Annotated in this window: 22 protein-coding genes and 1 other annotated feature; of the genes, 14 read left to right on the top strand and 8 right to left on the bottom strand. The window is 53.0% G+C overall.

Going from position 1 to position 18988, the window contains the following annotated elements:
- Position 1 precedes the first annotated feature (1 nt).
- Complete coding sequence (chbG, locus tag OGV83_RS05700) at positions 2–760, top strand: chitin disaccharide deacetylase (RefSeq protein WP_047457377.1); 759 nt, start codon at positions 2–4, stop codon at positions 758–760.
- 176 nt (positions 761–936) lie between these two features.
- Complete coding sequence (gene cedA / locus OGV83_RS05705; protein ID WP_196050445.1) at positions 937–1200, top strand: cell division activator CedA; 264 nt, start codon at positions 937–939, stop codon at positions 1198–1200.
- A 49-nt stretch (positions 1201–1249) separates the two neighbouring features.
- Here cedA and tcyP read toward each other — a convergent pair whose 3' ends face one another.
- The 4 genes from tcyP to hxpB all read right to left on the bottom strand — a co-directional run bounded on the left by tcyP (position 1250) and on the right by hxpB (position 5040).
- Entirely contained in the window at positions 1250–2641 is a 1392-nt protein-coding gene (gene tcyP, locus OGV83_RS05710; RefSeq protein ID WP_047457375.1) for a cystine/sulfocysteine:cation symporter, read from the bottom strand.
- 132 nt (positions 2642–2773) lie between these two features.
- A complete protein-coding gene (locus tag OGV83_RS05715; protein WP_077956894.1) occupies positions 2774–3376 on the bottom strand; it encodes a metal-dependent hydrolase in 603 nt (200 codons plus the stop codon).
- 85 nt (positions 3377–3461) lie between these two features.
- Positions 3462–4223: a 2-dehydro-3-deoxy-D-gluconate 5-dehydrogenase KduD gene (kduD, locus tag OGV83_RS05720; RefSeq protein WP_286463304.1), complete on the bottom strand. Its 762-nt coding sequence runs from the start codon at positions 4221–4223 to the stop codon at positions 3462–3464.
- Positions 4224–4371: 148 nt separating this feature from the next.
- Positions 4372–5040 carry a hexitol phosphatase HxpB gene (gene hxpB / locus OGV83_RS05725; RefSeq protein ID WP_012132618.1) on the bottom strand — a complete coding sequence of 223 codons (669 nt, stop codon included), beginning with the start codon at positions 5038–5040 and terminating at the stop codon, positions 4372–4374.
- A 148-nt stretch (positions 5041–5188) separates the two neighbouring features.
- On the opposite strand from hxpB, the gene OGV83_RS05730 reads away from it, so the two are divergent.
- Entirely contained in the window at positions 5189–5725 is a 537-nt protein-coding gene (locus OGV83_RS05730) for a YniB family protein (RefSeq protein ID WP_012132617.1), read from the top strand.
- Positions 5726–5804: 79 nt separating this feature from the next.
- On the opposite strand, the gene OGV83_RS05735 is transcribed toward OGV83_RS05730, so the two are convergent.
- The 3 genes from OGV83_RS05735 to pfkB form a co-directional block, all read right to left on the bottom strand.
- Complete coding sequence (locus OGV83_RS05735) at positions 5805–6665, bottom strand: fructosamine kinase family protein (protein WP_286463255.1); 861 nt, start codon at positions 6663–6665, stop codon at positions 5805–5807.
- Positions 6666–6775: 110 nt separating this feature from the next.
- Complete coding sequence (locus OGV83_RS05740; protein ID WP_012132615.1) at positions 6776–7063, bottom strand: type V toxin-antitoxin system endoribonuclease antitoxin GhoS; 288 nt, start codon at positions 7061–7063, stop codon at positions 6776–6778.
- A gap of 105 nt (positions 7064–7168) precedes the next feature.
- Positions 7169–8098 (bottom strand): 6-phosphofructokinase II, encoded by a 930-nt coding sequence (gene pfkB / locus OGV83_RS05745; RefSeq protein WP_049008572.1) that lies wholly within the window; start codon positions 8096–8098, stop codon positions 7169–7171.
- 287 nt (positions 8099–8385) lie between these two features.
- On the opposite strand from pfkB, the gene OGV83_RS05750 reads away from it, so the two are divergent.
- Positions 8386–9144 carry a DUF481 domain-containing protein gene (locus OGV83_RS05750; RefSeq protein WP_012132613.1) on the top strand — a complete coding sequence of 253 codons (759 nt, stop codon included), beginning with the start codon at positions 8386–8388 and terminating at the stop codon, positions 9142–9144.
- Positions 9145–9333: 189 nt separating this feature from the next.
- Here OGV83_RS05750 and yniD read toward each other — a convergent pair whose 3' ends face one another.
- Entirely contained in the window at positions 9334–9441 is a 108-nt protein-coding gene (yniD, locus tag OGV83_RS05755; RefSeq protein ID WP_096753848.1) for a small membrane protein YniD, read from the bottom strand.
- 304 nt (positions 9442–9745) lie between these two features.
- Between yniD and thrS the strand changes: the two genes are divergently transcribed.
- From thrS to bla, 10 genes are all read left to right on the top strand, one after another.
- The gene (gene thrS, locus OGV83_RS05760; RefSeq protein WP_060816194.1) at positions 9746–11674 is read left to right on the top strand and encodes a threonine--tRNA ligase; all 1929 of its coding nucleotides are present in this window, start codon (positions 9746–9748) and stop codon (positions 11672–11674) included.
- A gap of 3 nt (positions 11675–11677) precedes the next feature.
- Positions 11678–12220: a translation initiation factor IF-3 gene (gene infC, locus OGV83_RS05765; RefSeq protein WP_047457361.1), complete on the top strand. Its 543-nt coding sequence runs from the start codon at positions 11678–11680 to the stop codon at positions 12218–12220.
- A gap of 96 nt (positions 12221–12316) precedes the next feature.
- Entirely contained in the window at positions 12317–12514 is a 198-nt protein-coding gene (gene rpmI, locus OGV83_RS05770; protein WP_001124225.1) for a 50S ribosomal protein L35, read from the top strand.
- A gap of 118 nt (positions 12515–12632) precedes the next feature.
- On the top strand, positions 12633–12989 hold the full coding sequence (rplT, locus tag OGV83_RS05775; RefSeq protein ID WP_000124850.1) for a 50S ribosomal protein L20: 357 nt from the start codon (positions 12633–12635) through the stop codon (positions 12987–12989).
- 119 nt (positions 12990–13108) lie between these two features.
- Positions 13109–13232, top strand: a sequence feature (Phe leader region).
- Positions 13114–13158 carry a pheST operon leader peptide PheM gene (gene pheM / locus OGV83_RS05780; protein WP_001386830.1) on the top strand — a complete coding sequence of 15 codons (45 nt, stop codon included), beginning with the start codon at positions 13114–13116 and terminating at the stop codon, positions 13156–13158. (Overlaps the previous feature by 45 nt.)
- A 62-nt stretch (positions 13233–13294) precedes the next feature.
- Complete coding sequence (pheS, locus tag OGV83_RS05785; RefSeq protein ID WP_024130384.1) at positions 13295–14278, top strand: phenylalanine--tRNA ligase subunit alpha; 984 nt, start codon at positions 13295–13297, stop codon at positions 14276–14278.
- 15 nt (positions 14279–14293) lie between these two features.
- Entirely contained in the window at positions 14294–16681 is a 2388-nt protein-coding gene (gene pheT / locus OGV83_RS05790) for a phenylalanine--tRNA ligase subunit beta (protein WP_286463257.1), read from the top strand.
- A 4-nt stretch (positions 16682–16685) separates the two neighbouring features.
- Entirely contained in the window at positions 16686–16985 is a 300-nt protein-coding gene (ihfA, locus tag OGV83_RS05795; RefSeq protein ID WP_001229266.1) for an integration host factor subunit alpha, read from the top strand.
- Positions 16986–17085: 100 nt separating this feature from the next.
- A complete protein-coding gene (btuC, locus tag OGV83_RS05800; RefSeq protein ID WP_024130383.1) occupies positions 17086–18066 on the top strand; it encodes a vitamin B12 ABC transporter permease BtuC in 981 nt (326 codons plus the stop codon).
- A 29-nt stretch (positions 18067–18095) separates the two neighbouring features.
- Positions 18096–18974 (top strand): class A beta-lactamase, encoded by an 879-nt coding sequence (gene bla / locus OGV83_RS05805; protein ID WP_110123529.1) that lies wholly within the window; start codon positions 18096–18098, stop codon positions 18972–18974.
- The last annotated feature ends 14 nt before the right edge of the window (positions 18975–18988 follow it).

Raw genomic sequence — 18988 nt, forward strand, 5'->3', positions numbered from 1 at the left:
TATGGAACGCTTATTGATTGTGAATGCGGATGACTTTGGCCTGAGCAAGGGACAAAACTACGGCATTGTCGAGGCTTGTCGGAATGGCGTTGTGACGTCCACAACGGCGCTGGTCAATGGTGAAGCCATCGACCATGCGGCGCAATTGTGCCGTGACGTGCCGAAACTGGCGGTGGGGATGCATTTTGTGCTCACCTTAGGGAAGCCGCTGACGGCGATGCCGGGTTTGACGCGTGAAGGGCTGCTGGGAAAATGGATCTGGCAAATGGCCGAGGAAGAGACCTTGCCGCTGGATGAAATTTCGCATGAGCTGGAGTGTCAGTATCAGCGTTTTATCGACCTTTTTGGCCGTGAGCCAACGCATCTGGACAGTCATCACCATGTGCATATGTTCCCGCAAATTTTTCCCATTGTGGCACAGTTTGCGGCAGAACGCGGCGTTGCTCTGCGTATCGATCGCCAGTCGGTGCTTAATGCTGACGATCTGCCGGTAGCGTTACGCAGCTCGCAGGGATTCAGCAGCGAGTTTTACGGCGACGCTATTTCAGAAGCGCTGTTTCTTCAGGTGCTGGATGCCTCTGCTGACAGAGGCGAAAAGTCACTGGAAGTGATGTGTCATCCGGCGTTTATCGACAATATCATCCGTCAGAGCGCCTATTGTTACCCCCGCTTGACTGAGCTTGACGTGCTGACGTCTGCGTCGCTGAAGTATGCGATTGCGGAACGCGGGTATCGTCTCGGCAGTTTTCTTGATGTCTGACTCCTGAGTTTGCGGCGCATTGCTGCGCCGCATTTTTTATGCCGTCAGCCTGACGGCGCTTGTTTTACCCGCCCGTGACCAGACGCGGTGCGTCGCCATCAGCGTAAACCGCACATGCAAGGCGGGACGAACGGGGGCAAAATCAGCTAAGATAGTGTTTTTCTGATTTTTAGCATTTGCCTTTAGTGAAACAACTGATGATGAAACCTCTTCGCCAACAAAATCGCCCGGTTATCAGCTATGTTCCACGCGTGGAGCCCGCGCCGCCAGAACATGCGATAAAAATGGACGCGTTTCGTGACGTATGGATACTGCGCGGAAAGTATGTCGCCTTTATCTTAATGGGGGAGGCATTTCAGCGATCGCCTGCATTTACCGTTCCTGAGTCGGCGCAGCGATGGGCGAATCAGGTTCGCCAGGAAAATGAGATAGCCGAATAATTCGCATAAAAAAACCGCCTGATTAAGGCGGTTTGTTCATCACGCGGGATCAATGATGTGCCAGTTCGGCATCGTCTTCACTGTCCAGAAGGGTTTTGTCCGTCTGCTTCAGCCACTGGCTGGTCAGCGTACCGGCAGTCATTGAGCCGCTCACGTTCAGCGCGGTACGACCCATATCGATCAGCGGTTCAACGGAAATCAGCAGCGCGACCAGCGTGACCGGCAGGCCCATCGCAGGCAGGACGATCAGCGCAGCGAAGGTGGCGCCGCCGCCGACGCCCGCGACACCGGCAGAGCTGACGGTCACAATACCGACCAGGGTGGCAATCCAGACCGGATCAAGCGGGTTAATACCGACAGTCGGCGCAACCATCACCGCCAGCATAGCCGGGTACAGGCCTGCACAACCGTTCTGACCAATCGTCGCGCCAAAAGAGGCGGAGAAGCTGGCGATGGATTCCGGTACGCCCAGACGACGCGTTTGCGCTTCCACGTTCAGCGGAATGGACGCGGCGCTGGAGCGGCTGGTAAAGGCGAACGTCAGAACCGGCCATACTTTACGGAAATATTTCAGCGGGCTAACGCCGTTGACGCCCAGCAGGATACCGTGCACCACAAACATGATGATCAGGCCAAGATAAGACGCGACCACGAAGCTACCCAGTTTGATGATGTCCTGTAGGTTAGACCCTGCGACGACTTTGGTCATCAGCGCCAGTACGCCATATGGCGTCAGTTGCATTACCAGGCGCACCAGCTTCATCACCCAGCTTTGCAGGGTATCGATAGCGATTAACACGCGTTCGCCTTTCGGCGCGTCGTCTTTCAGCAGTTTCAGCGCCGCGACGCCAAGGAATGCCGCGAAGATCACCACGCTGATGATGGAGGTCGGGTTTGCGCCGGTCAGGTCAGCAAACGGGTTTTTCGGCACAAACGACAGCACCAGTTGCGGCACGCTGAGGTCGGCGACTTTTCCAACATAGTTGGTTTCGATGGCGTTCAGACGCGCGGTTTCCGCGCCGCCCTGCACCAGACCTTCCGCCGTCAGACCGAACAGGTTGGTGACCAGTACACCCACCAGTGCGGCAATCAGGGTAGTGAAAAGCAGCGTGCCAATGGTCAGAAAGCTGATCTTACCCAACTGAGACGCGTTATGCAGACGCGCAACGGCGCTGAGAATAGACGCGAAGACCAGCGGCATGACGATCATTTGCAGCAGTTGTACATAGCCGTTGCCGACGATGTTGAACCACTGAACGGAGTCTTTTAGTACCGGGCTGTCAGACCCGTAAACGGTGTGCAGGGCGAGACCGAAGATCACGCCCATCACCAGACCGACCAGCACTTTTTTTGCCAGACTCCACTGTTTGTGGCGAGTTTGCGCCAGCACGAACAGCAGTGCAACGAACACCACGATGTTCGCGATTAATGGAAAATTCATCCCCGTTCTCCTGATTTTTTTATACGTATCGCTGTGTGACAGCGATCCTGTTGGCGCAAGGTTAGCAGAACTGTGACCGACCTCTTATATTCAAATGGAATTGTTTATGCCAAAAATGACATTTATGCTGGTTTACTCAGCAATCTGGTGATTTATAAAGCGATCGAACTGCATTTGCAGCATATTAATCATCTGCGACGACCAACGCACTGCACTGTTTTCGGGCATTGTCTGCGGCATCCAGATAGCCCACACGAATAACGCCATGCATAAAAAACGCTCCAGTTGATTGCCTTTTTGCGGAACGAGGATCGGCAGACGGAAGCGCCAGCGGCAGGGCCAGAGCAGGGGAACGCCCGCCGGGGTCAGCATATCGGCCAGAATATGGCTTAAATAACCGAGCACCATTCCTTGCAGGGCATCGGCCGGAATAATCCAGCTCTCCGGCACTTTCAGGTAGAAAAGGGCAAGCATAGCGAACACGGCGAACAGGCTGTGCGTAAACCCGCGATGGCCGAACGCGCGCGCGACAGGTTTTGATATCCATTTCAGACGCTGGCCAAGAAATGATTTTGGATGATCAATATCGGGCAGCAGGCAGGTCAGGATGGCCGAAGGGACAATATGCCACCAGTCGCCCTGAGCGAGAACCGGCGTCAATTCCGCATTTTTGGCAAACACTGCGCAGGCAATGGAAAAAAGAAGGTGGCCTTCCGCCGTCATGATAAAACCCAATAAACTGTCAATTCATACAGTATAGGGTTTTTATACAGTAGGCGGAAGAGGTGACGTTGTAACTCTATGTCACAAATGACATGAATTAGCGCGCCAGCCAGCCGCCATCGACGGCGAGGGTATAGCCGTGAACGTAATCAGACGCCGAAGAAGCGAGAAAGACAACCGGGCCTTGCAGATCGGCAGGTGTGCCCCAGCGTCCGGCCGGAATGCGGTCAACAATCTCTTTGCTGCGTGCGGCGTCATCCCGCAGCTGTTGCGTATTGTTCGTCGCCATATAACCGGGAGCGATGGCGTTCACGTTGATGTGATGTTCCGCCCATTCGTTCGCCAGCAACCGCGTGATACCCAATACGCCGCTTTTCGACGCGGTATAAGAAGGAACGCGAATGCCGCCCTGGAATGAAAGCATTGAGGCGATATTAATAATCTTCCCGCCATCACCTTGCTTCAGGAATTGCCGTGCGACGGCCTGAGAGAGAAAGAACACGGATTTGAGATTCAGATTCATCACATCGTCCCAGTCTTTCTCGCTAAACGACAGCGCGTCTTCGCGGCGGATCGTCCCGGCGTTGTTCACCAGAATGTCAATTCGGCCAAACTGTTCGACCGTTTGCACGACAATAGCCGGGATAGCGCGTTGCTGGCTCAGGTCGGCCTGGATCGCCATAAAACGGCGTCCGAGCGCCTCCACTTTTGCTGCCGTATCGTGGGGGACTTTGCGATTAACGCCGACGATGTCGCAGCCTGCTTCCGCCAGCGCCAGCGTCATACCCTGCCCAAGCCCGGTATCGCATCCGGTCACTATCGCGACTTTACCTGCAAGACTAAACGCATCCAGAATCATGTTCACCTCGGCTATCGGTTTTTATCAGTTTTTTGCCCTGAGAAAAGGATAGAAGAGGCGGTGAAGGAATACAATAAAAAATGAAACAGTGTTTTATAAAGCAGATGTGCGTAGCAAAACGGGCAATGTCGCCACCGCCCGTCGCTATTTAACCGCGCAGATGCGCTGCGGTCAGTTCAGCCAGCGAAGTCAGTTTGACGTTGGCAAGGGCAAAGCGCGGGTCGTGCTGGCCTTCTTCCGCCGGAACAACAATTGAGCGCATTCGCGCCGCTTTTGAGGCGACCATGCCGTTGACGGAGTCTTCCAGCGCAACGCAGGTTAACGGGTCAACGCCCAGTTTGGCCGCGCAATCGAGGTATACCTGCGGATGCGGCTTGCTGTAAGGCAGTTTTTCCGCAGAGGCCAGGGCATCGAAACTTTCACGCAGATCAAACATGGTCAGCACCTTTTCCAGCATATGCAGGGGGGAAGCGGAGGCCAGACCGACCATTAACCCCTGAGATTTGCACAGCGCGACCGCTTCGCGCACGCCGGGGAGCAGCGGGCGAGTTTCTTCAACCAGTGAGATGGCGCGGGTAATGATTCGGTCGGTAACCGCCTGACGGTCTGGCCCATTCCACGGTTGTTGGGCGTACCAGAGGTCAACAACCATATCGATGCGTAAACCCAGCGTATCCGGGAGTTCATGGCGGCGGGTAATATCTACGCCTAAACTTGCCATGACCTCCAGTTCAGCTTGATCCCAAAGCGGTTCGGAATCGATCAGTAGTCCATCCATATCGAAAATTGCAGCAAGAATCTGACGCGGGGTTGACATTACAACCTCTCCTTTTGAGGTGAAAACACAATGGATTAAGCGCTTATTATGGCTAATGACGTATCATAGCGCCTTTAAAGAACAGGCGAAATTGGTTATCAGCAGGTAGACTTAGGCCAAAACGACGCGTCTTTATCAAGGGGAACTCATGACGTATCAACAAGCTGGACGCATTGCTGTCTTAAAAAGGATTCTGGGATGGGTGATTTTTATCCCTGCGCTTATTTCCACACTGGTTTCATTGCTGAAGTTTATGTATGAGCACAGCGAAAAGCAGGAAGGGATTAACGCGGTGATGCTTGATTTTACTCACGTTATGATTGATATGATGCGGGCGAATACCGCGTTCCTGAACCTGTTCTGGTATAACTCGCCGACGCCGGATTTTCAACACAGTCTGAACATTGTTTTCTGGGTGATTTTTGTGTTGATTTTCGTTGGCCTGGCATTGCAGGACTCAGGCGCCAGGATGAGCCGCCAGGCGCGTTTTCTTCGCGAAGGGGTTGAAGATCAGCTTATTCTGGAAAAAGCGAAAGGCAGCGAGGGGTTGTCACGCGAGCAAATTGAGTCGCGCATCGTGGTTCCGCATCACACGATCTTCTTACAGTTTTTCCCGCTTTATATCCTGCCGGTGATTATCATCGTGTTGGGCTACGTTTTCTTTTCGCTTCTTGGATTTGTGTAGCAATGAAGAATGCCCGATAGCGCTTCGCTTATCGGGCCTGTGGTTCAGTGCATCTGTAAGCTGTCATCCGGCACAATAGCTATGCCGCCAGCAACCTTTCCATCGCTTTTTGCGCCACCACCAGGTGTTGCCCGCCAAACAGTCTCGCCCGATTGAGCAGGGTATAGAGCTGATAAATCGGCTGGCGATCCAGAAAATCCAGCGGTAGCGGAGAAACAGACTGGTAGCCATCATAGATCTGCGGGGGTTGGTCGGTATGCAGCGGCAGCATGGCCAGATCGCACTCCCTGTCGCCCCAGTAACAGGCGGGATCGAAAATGTAGGGGCCATCAGGCCCAAGCGCGCAGTTTCCTGACCATAAATCGCCGTGCAGCAGCGAAGGCTGCGGCTGATGCGAGGCCAGACGCTGCTGAACATGCTCAACGATCGCATCGATATTGCCAAATGCGATGCCTTTTTCTGCCGCCAGTTCAAGCTGCCAGCCAATGCGTTGTTCGGCAAAAAATGTTGACCAGCGTCGTTGCCAGGCATTGGGTTGAGGCGTGGTGGAAAGGGCGTTATCAAAATCAAGGCCAAACTGGGGCTGGTCGCTCCATTCATGTAAATAGGCAAGTTGCTGACCGAGGATAAAGGCGTTGTGGGCATCCAGAGGACGGGGAGGGAGATAATCCATCACCAGAAAACTGTAGTCTCTGTCTGAGCCCTGCGCCCAGACTTTCGGGACGGTGACGGTTTTACTGCGGGAAAGCAGCTCCAGTTGGTCAGCTTCCGCCGTAAAGCCGGGAAGGAGCTCTCTTTCATCACATTTGACGAAAAAATCGCGTCCCGCATAGCGTAAATGCCATGCGGCATGGATCTCTCCGCCGGGCAGTTCATTACGCAGTTCGATTTCGCCTTCACCTAATTGCTCGCTTAAAAGACGACTGATAGCCTGCCACATGATGTCTCTCCCCATGTTGTCTGCCAGATCATAAGGTTAGCGCATAAATGCGGTGAAAAAACACGAGCTAACGCACACCGTAGACGCGTTTTTGCACAATGGCACTGATATTATCGGTCTTTAGTCCACTCCTCCCATGTCATGACCGATATTTCTGGTTTCTTATCTAAAGCGCTTTCCGCCAGCCCGGCGGTAAGCGCGGCGATCTCATCTTCGCTCAGGGCGCTGATAAAACCAAATGTGTTGGTACCCAGTTCATGTACATGCCCTTGCTCGTCGGTCATGGTGAGCAGAAAACCGCACCGCGTCAGATGGTTGTTCAACTCGTTAATCTCTGTCAGCGAGTCTTCATGAAATTTCACGGTTATGACATAGCGGATGACATCACCACTGGCCATAAATCACCTCTTTGTAATCACATGATTTTTTAGCATAGTCGGTTAATTCGTATGCTGATAGCTTTGCCGCTGAAACCCCCTCGTAATAAGGAGAGGGATGGCCGATCACTGAGAAAGCCAGGCGTAGATTTTCTGCGTATCGTCCCGGGAACACAGACGTGTTCCTTGATTCAACGTCGCCGCGCTGCCTGCCGAGACGCCGAAACGCACCATCTCTTCCAGCGAGGCGTTTTCCGCCAGTTTTAGCGTCATTGCGCCAACCATGCTGTCGCCCGCGCCGACGGTACTTTGACTTCTGACGGGAGGGGGAACAACCTGGACGCAGCTTTCGCTATCCACCGCCAGCGCCCCCTGCGGCCCCAGAGACACAACGACGCGGCGCGCTTTGCCGCTCTTCACGATTTCCTGCGCTGCTTTGCGCACATCGTCAGGCTGCGTGAGTTCGCGATTGACCAGCGCGCTCAGCTCTTTTTGGTTCGGTTTGACCAGTTCAATATTGCCGAGAGATAACGCCGCGTTGAGCGCATCGCCCGAACTATCAATAATGCAGCGGATACCCTGTTTCTGCGCGGCGGCAATAAGCTGCGTCAGTTTTTCCAGCTTGACGCCGGGCGGCAGACTCCCGCTGATGACCAAAATGGCGCCGGATTCGATCTCCAGAACCTGTTCTTCAATCTGGCGAAATTCGTCATCGTCGAGTGCGGCGCCGGGCATGACAAAGCGATATTGCTCCCCGCTGGACTCCACATGAACATGCAGGTTTTGTCGCGTCCAGTCTTTGGCGTCGATGGTGACGACGGGGACGTTTTCATCGGCCAGAAGTGCGACCAGATGTTCGCCGGTCGCGCCGCCTGCGGGGAAAATCGCGGTTGCGGTTCCGCCAAGATGGGCAATCGCGCGGGCAACGTTGATTCCGCCGCCGCCGGGTTCAAAAACGGGTGATGAACAGCGAAGTTTCCCTTCGGGATAGAGTTGTGGGGTGATTGTTGCGCTATCGAGAGAGGGCGCAAGTGTTAACGTATAGATACGTATCATCTTTACCTCCTGTTAGGCTGACTTCAGTCTGGCACTGAATGCCCGGAAAGGGAAGTAATTAACAATATGATTTACTGGATATTTATTTAAAATTACCGGGAGAAAGATATATAAATAAATATCTGCTTTGGGAACTCTCTTATTCAAAAAATGAAATAAGAATTCATTGCTATGTTATTCGAGCCTTTTTATAATTTGTTACCTTTCCTGGATCGTTTGTCATTGATCCTTATGAAAGTTTCCGGGACCGTAACGGTCTCTTTTTTTGTTGTACGGACTCTTTATAAATGAAGCTTTTGAAGACAGTACCCGCTGCATTAATGTTGGCAGGGGGCGTATTTGCGTCAATGCATGCCGCTGCTGATGATTCCGTTTTTACTGTCATGGATGATCCCGCCACTGCGAAGAAACCCTTCGAAGGTAACCTGAATGCGGGCTACCTTGCTCAGTCAGGCAACACGAAAAGTTCTTCTTTAACGGCTGACACCACGATGACCTGGTACGGTGCAACCACCGCCTGGTCGCTGTGGGGGAATGCCAGCAATACATCCTCCAACGATGAACGCTCTTCGGAGAAATACGCGGTAGGCGGCCGTAGCCGTTTCAATATGACCGACTACGATTACCTGTTTGGCCAGGCAAGCTGGCTGACAGACCGTTACAACGGTTATCGTGAGCGTGACACACTGACCGCCGGTTATGGCCGTCAGTTCCTCAACGGGCCGGTGCACAGCTTCCGTTTTGAATTCGGTCCTGGCGTACGCTATGACGAACATACCGATGGCAAAACCGAGACCCAACCGCTGGGCTACGCTTCCGGTAGCTACGCCTGGCAGATGACGGATAACACCAAATTTACGCAGGGCGTGTCCGTTTTCGGCGCTGAAGATACCACCCTCAACTCAGAGACGGCGTTGAATGTCGCGATCAACGAGCATTTTGGTTTAAAGGTGGCTTATAACCTGACCTGGAACTCCGAACCGCCCGCAACGGCGCCGGAACATACCGATCGCCGCACGACGGTATCGTTAGGGTATAAGATGTAATCGCCTGCCGGGTTGTTTTAAACACGACCCGGCTTTTTAAATTAGCGTTTTTATCGCGATTGCGCGCTAAGTGAAATTATATTTATATTTTCCGTAGCGAATGCCATTCATAAAAATGCGTTGAACGTGCATATTATTGATGCTTTCTATTCATTCGCAGGAATTAACTTTCGGCGAACGCTTCGGATATTAGCCCCAAATCATCGCCGCCCAGCGGAGCAGCAACATTGCGCCGCAAATGAGGAGCAATACGACAACCATCTTCCAGTGTTTTTTGGCAAAGCGGTTTGTTGGCATTTTCTCTCTTCCTGTCAAAATCGGACTGATGCTCCCAGTGTAACAAAAGCGATGGCGCGTCAGGGAATTGATTTACATCATACAGTTCGGCGTGATTGCGGCTTTGATCGGCAGTCAATGCCGTGTACACTGTCAAGCGGTGTTATCAAAAAACGGGTGTAGGTCCAGTCTTGCCATTCAGGCGGGCCGTGACATATTTCGCAGAGTGAAGCGGGAATCAGCCCATAACTTTTTGATAATTTTAAATATTGAAACTTTGTATGTGATCTTTCGTGTGGGTCACCACTGCAAATAAGGATATAACATGCCTGTTATTACTCTTCCTGATGGCAGCCAACGCCATTACGACCACGCTGTAAGCCCCATGGATGTTGCGCTGGACATTGGTCCAGGACTGGCGAAAGCCTGTATCGCAGGTCGCGTTAATGGCGAACTGGTTGACGCGTCCGATCTCATTGAACACGACGCTCAGCTGGCAATCATCACCGCGAAAGATGAAGAAGGTCTGGAGATCATTCGTCACTCCTGTGCGCACCTGTTAGGGCACGCGATTAAACAACTTTGGCCGAACACCAAAATGGCTATCGGTCCGGTTGTCGATAACGGTTTTTACTATGATATTGATCTCGACCGTACGTTAACCCAGGAAGATGTCGACGCGCTCGAAAAACGGATGCACGAGCTTGCTGAGAAAAACTACGACGTCATTAAGAAGAAAGTGAGCTGGCACGAAGCGCGTGAAACCTTCGTGAAGCGTGGCGAAACCTATAAGGTTTCTATTCTTGATGAGAATATTGCGCATGATGACAAGCCGGGCTTGTATCATCATGAAGAATATGTCGATATGTGCCGTGGCCCGCACGTGCCGAACATGCGTTTCTGCCATCACTTCAAACTGATGAAAACCGCAGGGGCATACTGGCGTGGCGACAGCAACAACAAGATGCTGCAACGTATTTATGGTACGGCGTGGGCGGATAAAAAATCCCTGAACGCCTATCTGCAACGCCTTGAAGAAGCCGCCAAGCGCGACCACCGTAAAATCGGTAAGCAGCTTGACCTGTATCATATGCAGGAAGAAGCGCCAGGTATGGTGTTCTGGCATAACGACGGCTGGACTATCTTCCGTGAACTGGAAGTCTTTGTGCGTTCTAAGCTCAAAGAATATCAGTATCAGGAAGTTAAAGGCCCGTTCATGATGGACCGTGTGCTGTGGGAAAAAACCGGGCACTGGGAAAACTACAAAGATGCGATGTTCACTACCTCTTCAGAGAACCGTGAATACTGCATCAAGCCGATGAACTGCCCGGGCCACGTGCAGATCTTCAACCAGGGTCTGAAGTCCTACCGCGATCTGCCGCTGCGTATGGCGGAATTCGGTAGCTGCCACCGTAACGAACCGTCAGGCGCCTTGCATGGCCTGATGCGCGTACGTGGCTTCACCCAGGATGATGCGCATATCTTCTGTACTGAAGAACAGATTCGCGATGAAGTGAACGCCTGTATTCGTATGGTCTACGATATGTACAGCACCTTTGGCTTCGAGAAGATCGTCGTCAAACTTTCCACTCGCCCCGAAAAACGTATCGGTAGCGATGAAATGTGGGATCGTGCTGAGGCGGATCTGGCCGTTGCGCTGGAAGAAAACAACATCCCGTTTGAGTATCAACTGGGTGAGGGCGCATTCTACGGTCCGAAAATTGAATTTACCCTGTATGACTGCCTCGATCGTGCATGGCAGTGCGGTACGGTACAGTTGGACTTCTCTCTGCCGTCTCGTCTGAACGCCTCTTATGTTGGCGAAAACAACGAGCGTCAGGTGCCGGTGATGATTCACCGCGCGATTCTTGGGTCAATGGAACGTTTCATCGGTATCCTGACTGAAGAGTTCGCAGGCTTCTTCCCGACCTGGCTTGCGCCGGTTCAGGTAGTGGTGATGAACATTACCGATACTCAGTCTGAATACGTTAACGAATTGACGCAGAAACTACAAAATGCGGGCATTCGTGTAAAAGCAGACTTGAGAAATGAGAAGATAGGCTTTAAAATCCGCGAGCACACTTTACGTCGTGTCCCTTACATGTTGGTCTGTGGCGACAAAGAGGTAGAAGCAGGCAAAGTAGCCGTGCGTACCCGTCGTGGCAAAGACTTGGGCAGCCTGGACGTAAATGAAGTTATCGAGAAGCTGCAACAAGAGATTCGCAGCCGCAGTCTTCAACAACTGGAGGAATAAAGTATTAAAGGCGGAAAACGAGTTCAAACGGCGCGTCCTAACCGTATCAATGGCGAAATTCGCGCCCAGGAAGTTCGCTTAACAGGTCTGGAAGGCGAGCAGCTTGGTATTGTGAGTCTGAGAGAAGCTCTGGAAAAAGCTGAAGAAGCTGGAGTAGACTTAGTCGAAATCAGCCCTAACGCCGAGCCGCCGGTTTGTCGTATAATGGATTACGGCAAATTCCTCTATGAAAAGAGTAAGTCTTCTAAGGAACAGAAGAAAAAGCAAAAAGTTATCCAGGTTAAGGAAATTAAATTCCGTCCTGGTACAGATGAAGGCGACTATCAGGTAAAACTCCGCAGCCTGATTCGCTTTCTCGAAGAGGGCGATAAGGCCAAGATCACGCTGCGTTTCCGCGGTCGTGAGATGGCCCACCAACAGATCGGTATGGAAGTGCTTAATCGCGTGAAAGAAGATCTGGCTGAACTGGCAGTTGTCGAATCCTTCCCTACGAAGATCGAAGGCCGTCAGATGATTATGGTGCTCGCTCCTAAGAAGAAACAGTAAGGCCTTCAAGTAGCAATTCCTGTGGAGCCTTCGGGCTTCACAGATTTTGTTCGCCTGGGTTTCGTTTATTAACAATGCGAAGTGGAAGTTATTAAAATGCCAAAAATTAAGACCGTACGCGGTGCTGCTAAGCGCTTCAAAAAAACCGGTAAAGGTGGTTTTAAGCACAAGCACGCTAACCTGCGTCATATTCTGACCAAAAAAGCGACCAAGCGTAAACGTCACCTGCGCCCGAAAGCCATGGTTTCCAAAGGCGATCTGGGTCTGGTAATCGCGTGCCTGCCGTACGCATAAGCCGTTAACGTTTTTTTTAACTTTTTTATGCCCAATAGATTTCGCATGTCGCAAGGCGGTTAACGTCGCGAAAATGTGAAAGATGAAGGGCGAATCAGAATAGATACAGGAGAGCACTATGGCTCGCGTAAAACGTGGTGTAATTGCACGCGCACGTCACAAGAAAATTTTGAAACAAGCCAAAGGCTACTACGGTGCGCGTTCTCGCGTATACCGCGTTGCCTTCCAGGCAGTTATCAAAGCTGGTCAGTATGCTTACCGTGACCGTCGTCAACGTAAGCGTCAGTTCCGTCAACTGTGGATTGCGCGTATCAACGCAGCAGCACGTCAGAACGGTATTTCTTACAGCAAATTCATCAACGGCCTGAAAAAAGCCTCTGTTGAAATTGACCGTAAGATCCTGGCTGACATCGCAGTATTCGACAAAGTAGCGTTCACCGCTCTGGTTGAAAAAGCGAAAGCAGCTCTGGCATAAGCCAGTGAAAAGAGGGAGCCTGGCTCCCTCTCTTTTATTTGTAGTGCAATCAATCAGTTGACAATTTATCCGTAACCCTTTTCAATAAAGGTTGTCCGGTTTTACCACACAAGGTAACGCAAGCATGAATGCTGCTATTTTCCGCTTCTTTTTTTACTTTAGCACCTGACTCCAGGAGGCTAGCGCGTGAAAGAAGAAACGAAAAACAGCGCGAAAAAGCCTCCTGATGGAGGCTTTTTTTGTACCTGAAATCGAGAGATTAAGTCCAACGAACCGGTGTCTTCACCGACACAATGAGGAAAACCATGTCACATCTCGCAGAGCTGGTTGCCAGTGCGAAGGCAGCCATTAACCAGGCGTCAGATGTTGCCGCGTTAGACAATGTACGCGTCGAATATTTGGGCAAGAAAGGGCATTTAACCCTTCAGATGACGACCCTGCGTGAATTGCCGCCAGAAGAGCGTCCGGCAGCCGGCGCGGTTATCAATGAAGCAAAAGAGCAGGTACAACAAGCGCTGAACGCGCGCAAAGCGGATTTAGAAAACGCGGCGCTGAATGCACGTCTGGCGGCGGAAACCATCGACGTTTCTCTGCCTGGACGTCGTATTGAGAACGGTGGTCTGCATCCGGTAACACGTACCATTGATCGTATTGAAAGTTTCTTCGGTGAGCTTGGTTTTACCGTGGCGACTGGCCCGGAGATCGAAGACGATTACCATAACTTCGATGCGCTGAACATTCCAGGCCATCATCCGGCCCGCGCTGACCACGACACTTTCTGGTTTGATGCCACCCGTCTGCTGCGTACGCAGACTTCCGGCGTGCAGATTCGTACCATGAAAGAACAGCAGCCGCCGATCCGTATTATTGCGCCGGGCCGAGTGTACCGTAACGACTACGATCAAACGCACACCCCGATGTTCCATCAGATGGAAGGGCTGATTGTTGACACCAACATTAGCTTCACCAACCTGAAAGGCACGCTGCACGACTTCCTGCGTAACTTCTTTGAAGAAGATCTGCAAATCCGTTTCCGTCCTTCTTATTTCCCGTTCACGGAACCGTCCGCAGAAGTGGATGTAATGGGCAAAAACGGCAAATGGCTGGAAGTGCTGGGTTGCGGGATGGTGCATCCGAACGTTCTACGCAACGTGGGCATCGACCCGGAAATCTACTCTGGCTTCGCGTTTGGTATGGGGATGGAGCGTCTGACCATGCTGCGTTATGGCGTGACCGATCTGCGCTCATTCTTCGAAAACGATCTGCGTTTCCTCAAACAGTTTAAATAAAGGCAGGGTAAAACAATGAAATTCAGTGAACTGTGGTTACGCGAATGGGTGAACCCGGCAATCGACAGCGATGCGCTGTCGGATCAGATTACGATGGCGGGTCTGGAAGTGGATGGCGTTGACGCCGTCGCCGGTGAGTTCAACGGCGTGGTTGTGGGTGAAGTGGTGGAGTGCGGCCAGCACCCGAACGCAGATAAATTGCGCGTTACGAAAGTGAACATGGGCGGCGAACGTCTGCTGGATATTGTCTGTGGCGCGCCTAACTGCCGTCAGGGGCTGAAAGTAGCCGTTGCAACTATCGGCGCGGTTCTGCCGGGCGATTTCAAAATCAAAGCCGCTAAACTGCGCGGCGAGCCGTCGGAAGGGATGCTGTGCTCCTTCTCCGAACTGGGGATTTCCGACGACCATAGCGGCATCATCGAATTGCCGGCGGATGCGCCGATCGGAACCGATATCCGCGAATACCTGAAGCTTGACGATAACACCATTGAAATCAGCGTGACGCCGAACCGCGCCGACTGCTTAGGGATCATCGGTGTGGCGCGTGATGTCGCTGTCCTGAACAAAATCGCGCTGGTTGAGCCGGAGATCGTACCTGTTGCAGCCACCATCAATGACACGCTGCCGATCGCGGTTGAAGCGCCGGATGCCTGCCCGCGCTACCTGGGTCGCGTGGTGAAAGGCATTAATGTTAAAGCGCCTACGCCGCTGTGGATGAAAGAGAAGCTGCGTCGCTGCGGCATTCGTTCCATTGACGCTGTCGTTGACGTCACCAACTATGTACTGCTTGAACTGGGTCAGCCGATGCATGCCTTTGACAAAGACCGTATTGAAGGCGGTATTGTCGTGCGTATGGCCAAAGAGGGCGAAACCCTGGTGCTGCTGGACGGCACAGAAGCGAAGCTGAGCACCGATACGCTGGTGATCGCGGATCACCACAAAGCGCTGGCGATGGGCGGTATCTTTGGCGGCGAGCATTCCGGCGTGAATGAGGAAACGCAAAACGTGCTGCTGGAATGCGCGTTCTTTAGCCCGCTGTCTATTACCGGTCGTGCGCGTCGCCACGGTCTGCATACCGATGCTTCCCACCGCTATGAGCGTGGTGTGGACCCGGCGTTGCAGTACAAAGCAATGGAGCGCGCCACCCGCCTGTTGATCGACATTTGCGGCGGCGAAGCCGGTCCGGTTATCGACGTCACGAATGACGCCACGCTGCCGAAACGCGCGACCATTACGCTTCGTCGTAGCAAGCTGGATCGTCTGATCGGGCATCACATTGCCGATGAGCAGGTGAGCGATATTCTGCGTCGTCTGGGCTGCGAAGTGACTGAAGGTCAGGACGAGTGGAAAGCGGTCGCGCCGAGCTGGCGTTTCGACATGGAGATTGAAGAAGATCTGGTCGAAGAAGTGGCCCGCGTGTATGGCTATAACAACATTCCTGATGAGCCGATTCAGGCGGGTTTAATCATGGGGACTCACCGTGAAGCCAACTTGTCGCTGAAGCGTGTGAAAACCATGCTCAATGACAAAGGCTACCAGGAAGTGATCACCTATAGCTTTGTCGATCCGAAGGTTCAGCAACTGCTGCATCCGGGCGAAGAAGCGCTGTTGCTGCCAAGTCCGATCTCCATTGAGATGTCGGCGATGCGTCTCTCACTGTGGACCGGCCTGCTGTCAACGGTGGTCTATAACCAGAACCGTCAGCAGAACCGCGTGCGTATCTTTGAAACCGGTCTGCGTTTCGTGCCGGATACCCAGGCAAATCTGGGCATTCGTCAGGATCTGATGCTGGCAGGGGTGATTTGCGGCAACCGTTATGACGAGCACTGGAATCTGGCGAAAGAGACCGTTGATTTCTATGATCTGAAAGGCGATCTGGAAGCGGTGCTGGATCTCACCGGCAAACTGGCCGACATTCAGTTCAGGGCGGAAGCGAATCCGGCGCTGCATCCTGGGCAGTCCGCGGCGATTTATCTGAAAGGTGAACGCATTGGTTTTATTGGGGTTGTTCATCCTGAGCTGGAACGTAAACTGGATCTGAACGGTCGCACTCTGGTGTTTGAACTGGAGTGGAATAAGCTCGCAGACCGCGTGGTGCCTCAGGCGCGCGAGATTTCGCGCTTCCCGGCTAACCGTCGCGACATCGCGGTGGTGGTCGCAGAAAACGTTCCCGCAGCGGATATTTTATCCGAGTGTAAGAAAGTTGGCGTAAATCAGGTAGTTGGCGTAAACTTATTTGACGTGTACCGCGGTAAGGGTGTTGCGGAGGGTTATAAGAGCCTCGCTATCAGCCTGATCCTTCAGGATACCAGCCGTACACTCGAAGAAGAGGAGATTGCCGCTACCGTCGCCAAATGTGTAGAGGCATTAAAAGAGCGATTCCAGGCATCATTGAGGGATTGAACCTATGGCGCTTACAAAAGCTGAAATGTCAGAATATCTGTTTGATAAGCTTGGGCTTAGCAAGCGGGATGCCAAAGAACTGGTCGAGCTGTTTTTCGAGGAAATTCGTCGTGCTCTGGAAAACGGTGAGCAGGTGAAACTCTCTGGTTTTGGTAACTTCGATCTGCGTGATAAGAATCAACGTCCGGGACGTAACCCGAAAACGGGCGAAGATATTCCCATTACAGCACGGCGCGTGGTGACCTTCAGACCCGGACAGAAGTTGAAAAGCCGGGTTGAAAACGCTTCGCCCAAAGAAGAGTAATCTGATCTAACTAAAAAGGCCGCTTTGCGGCCTTTTTTCTTTCCTGCGATGGTTACGCACCGTAAAATCAACATCATCCCTTTTCAGCTGAATGGAAAACATGCTGACTTTTGCCTGCCAACAACAGCGCCGCAATGTGCGCTGGTTATCCAGTCTGTCGGTGCTTATGCTGCTGGCAGTGGTATTAAGCCTGTGCGCCGGAGATCAGTGGATAGCCCCTGGCGACTGGTTCAGCGCCCGTGGTGAACTGTTTGTCTGGCAGATACGGCTCCCTCGCACGCTTGCTGTTCTGCTGGTAGGCGCCGCGCTGGCGCTGTCAGGCGCGGTAATGCAGGCGTTATTTGAAAACCCGCTTGCCGAGCCCGGATTGCTTGGCGTCTCCAACGGCGCTGGCGTGGGCCTTATTGCCGCGGTGCTACTGGGGCAAGGTCAGTTACCCGGCTGGGCGCTGGGGTTTTGCGCCATTGCCGGCGCGCTTATCATCACACTTATTCTCCTGCGATTTGCCCGTCGACATTTATCAACCAGCCGCCTGCTGCTGGCGGGCGTTGCGCTTGGCATTATTTGCAGCGCGATGATGACGTGGGCCATCTATTTTTCAACCTCCTTCGACTTGCGCCAGTTGATGTACTGGATGATGGGCGGATTCGGCGGGGTGGACTGGCAGCAGGCCTGGCTGATGATTGCCCTGATCCCGGTTTCACTCTGGATTTGCTGCCAGTCGCAGCCGATGAATATTCTGGCGCTGGGCGAAACGTCCGCGCGTCAACTGGGGCTGCCGCTGTGGTTCTGGCGCAATTTGCTGGTGGTCGCCACGGGCTGGATGGTCGGCGTTAGCGTTGCGCTTGCGGGTTCGATTGGGTTTATCGGCCTGGTGATCCCACATATATTACGGCTTTGCGGTCTGAGCGATCATCGCGCTTTGCTGCCGGGCTGCGCGCTGGCGGGGGCGATAGCTCTGCTGCTGGCGGATGTTATCGCCCGTCTGGCGCTGGCGTCGGCGGAACTGCCTATCGGCGTAGTGACGGCGACGATGGGGGCACCGGTCTTCATCTGGCTATTATTAAAATCCAGGCGCTAGCCAAAATGAGAAATGAGGAAGTCATTAGTATGTGGCAACGGATGAAATGGGGTCTGTGTGTGCTGGCGGCACTCAGCGGTTCTGCGATGGCCGCACCGCTGACGGCGCAATACGTGTCGGCTATCGCGACGCAGGAAGAACAGCGTCTTCATGCCCGGATTGGCATTGCGGTACTTGATACGGCGACCAACAGTATCACCCATTATCGGGGAGAAGAACGGTTCCCGTTAAACAGTACGCACAAGCCGCTGTTATGCGCAGCGTTATTACGCGAAGTCGACAGGAAGGCGCTGGCGCTTTCTGCTTCAACGCAGTTTGAACCCTCACAACTGGTGGAGTATTCGCCGATTACTGAAAAACATGTGGCGCCAGACGCCATGAGCTGGGCGCAATTGTGCAGCGCGGCGGTAAGCTACAGCGATAACACGGCCGCCAATCTCATCGCCAGGAAGCTCAACGGGCCGCAGGCCGTCACGCAGTTTTTGCGTGATTCGGGGGATACAATAACCCGCCTCGATCGCTATGAGCCTGAACTGAACAGCGCCATTCCCGGCGATGAACGCGATTCCACGACGCCTGTCGCGATAGCGCAGACGCTCAATACGCTACTGCTGGGGAATGTGTTGCAGCCATCCTCAAGAGAGCAGCTTATGCAGTGGATGCGGGACGACAAAGTGGCCGACGGTCTGCTGCGTTCGGTCTTGCCGGACGGCTGGAAAATCGCGGATAAAACCGGGGCGGGCGACAACGGCTCGCGTTCTATTGTCAGCGTTGTCTGGCCGACATCACAAAAACCTCTGCTCGTGGTTATCTATATTACACAAACTCCGGCGACAATGGCGCAGCGTGACGCCGCGATTGTCCGCATCGGGGAGTCGCTGTTTTCAACACTCGCAGTCTATGATTAAAAGCTGATATTTGA

The organism is Citrobacter sp. CK189, from assembly GCF_030333505.1.
Lineage (GTDB): Bacteria > Pseudomonadota > Gammaproteobacteria > Enterobacterales > Enterobacteriaceae > Citrobacter_B > Citrobacter_B koseri.

Excerpts from the sequence above, each read along its gene's own strand:
- chbG (WP_047457377.1), top strand. The coding sequence starts at position 2 with ATGGAACGCTTATTGATTGTGAATGCGGATGACTTTGGCCTGAGCAAG.
- tcyP (WP_047457375.1), bottom strand. The coding sequence starts at position 2,641 with ATGAATTTTCCATTAATCGCGAACATCGTGGTGTTCGTTGCACTGCTG.
- kduD (WP_286463304.1), bottom strand. The coding sequence starts at position 4,223 with ATGATTCTGGATGCGTTTAGTCTTGCAGGTAAAGTCGCGATAGTGACC.
- hxpB (WP_012132618.1), bottom strand. The coding sequence starts at position 5,040 with ATGTCAACCCCGCGTCAGATTCTTGCTGCAATTTTCGATATGGATGGA.
- OGV83_RS05730 (WP_012132617.1), top strand. The coding sequence starts at position 5,189 with ATGACGTATCAACAAGCTGGACGCATTGCTGTCTTAAAAAGGATTCTG.
- OGV83_RS05735 (WP_286463255.1), bottom strand. The coding sequence starts at position 6,665 with ATGTGGCAGGCTATCAGTCGTCTTTTAAGCGAGCAATTAGGTGAAGGC.
- OGV83_RS05740 (WP_012132615.1), bottom strand. The coding sequence starts at position 7,063 with ATGGCCAGTGGTGATGTCATCCGCTATGTCATAACCGTGAAATTTCAT.
- pfkB (WP_049008572.1), bottom strand. The coding sequence starts at position 8,098 with ATGATACGTATCTATACGTTAACACTTGCGCCCTCTCTCGATAGCGCA.
- OGV83_RS05750 (WP_012132613.1), top strand. The coding sequence starts at position 8,386 with ATGAAGCTTTTGAAGACAGTACCCGCTGCATTAATGTTGGCAGGGGGC.
- yniD (WP_096753848.1), bottom strand. The coding sequence starts at position 9,441 with ATGCCAACAAACCGCTTTGCCAAAAAACACTGGAAGATGGTTGTCGTA.
- thrS (WP_060816194.1), top strand. The coding sequence starts at position 9,746 with ATGCCTGTTATTACTCTTCCTGATGGCAGCCAACGCCATTACGACCAC.
- rpmI (WP_001124225.1), top strand. The coding sequence starts at position 12,317 with ATGCCAAAAATTAAGACCGTACGCGGTGCTGCTAAGCGCTTCAAAAAA.
- rplT (WP_000124850.1), top strand. The coding sequence starts at position 12,633 with ATGGCTCGCGTAAAACGTGGTGTAATTGCACGCGCACGTCACAAGAAA.
- pheS (WP_024130384.1), top strand. The coding sequence starts at position 13,295 with ATGTCACATCTCGCAGAGCTGGTTGCCAGTGCGAAGGCAGCCATTAAC.
- pheT (WP_286463257.1), top strand. The coding sequence starts at position 14,294 with ATGAAATTCAGTGAACTGTGGTTACGCGAATGGGTGAACCCGGCAATC.
- ihfA (WP_001229266.1), top strand. The coding sequence starts at position 16,686 with ATGGCGCTTACAAAAGCTGAAATGTCAGAATATCTGTTTGATAAGCTT.
- btuC (WP_024130383.1), top strand. The coding sequence starts at position 17,086 with ATGCTGACTTTTGCCTGCCAACAACAGCGCCGCAATGTGCGCTGGTTA.
- bla (WP_110123529.1), top strand. The coding sequence starts at position 18,096 with ATGTGGCAACGGATGAAATGGGGTCTGTGTGTGCTGGCGGCACTCAGC.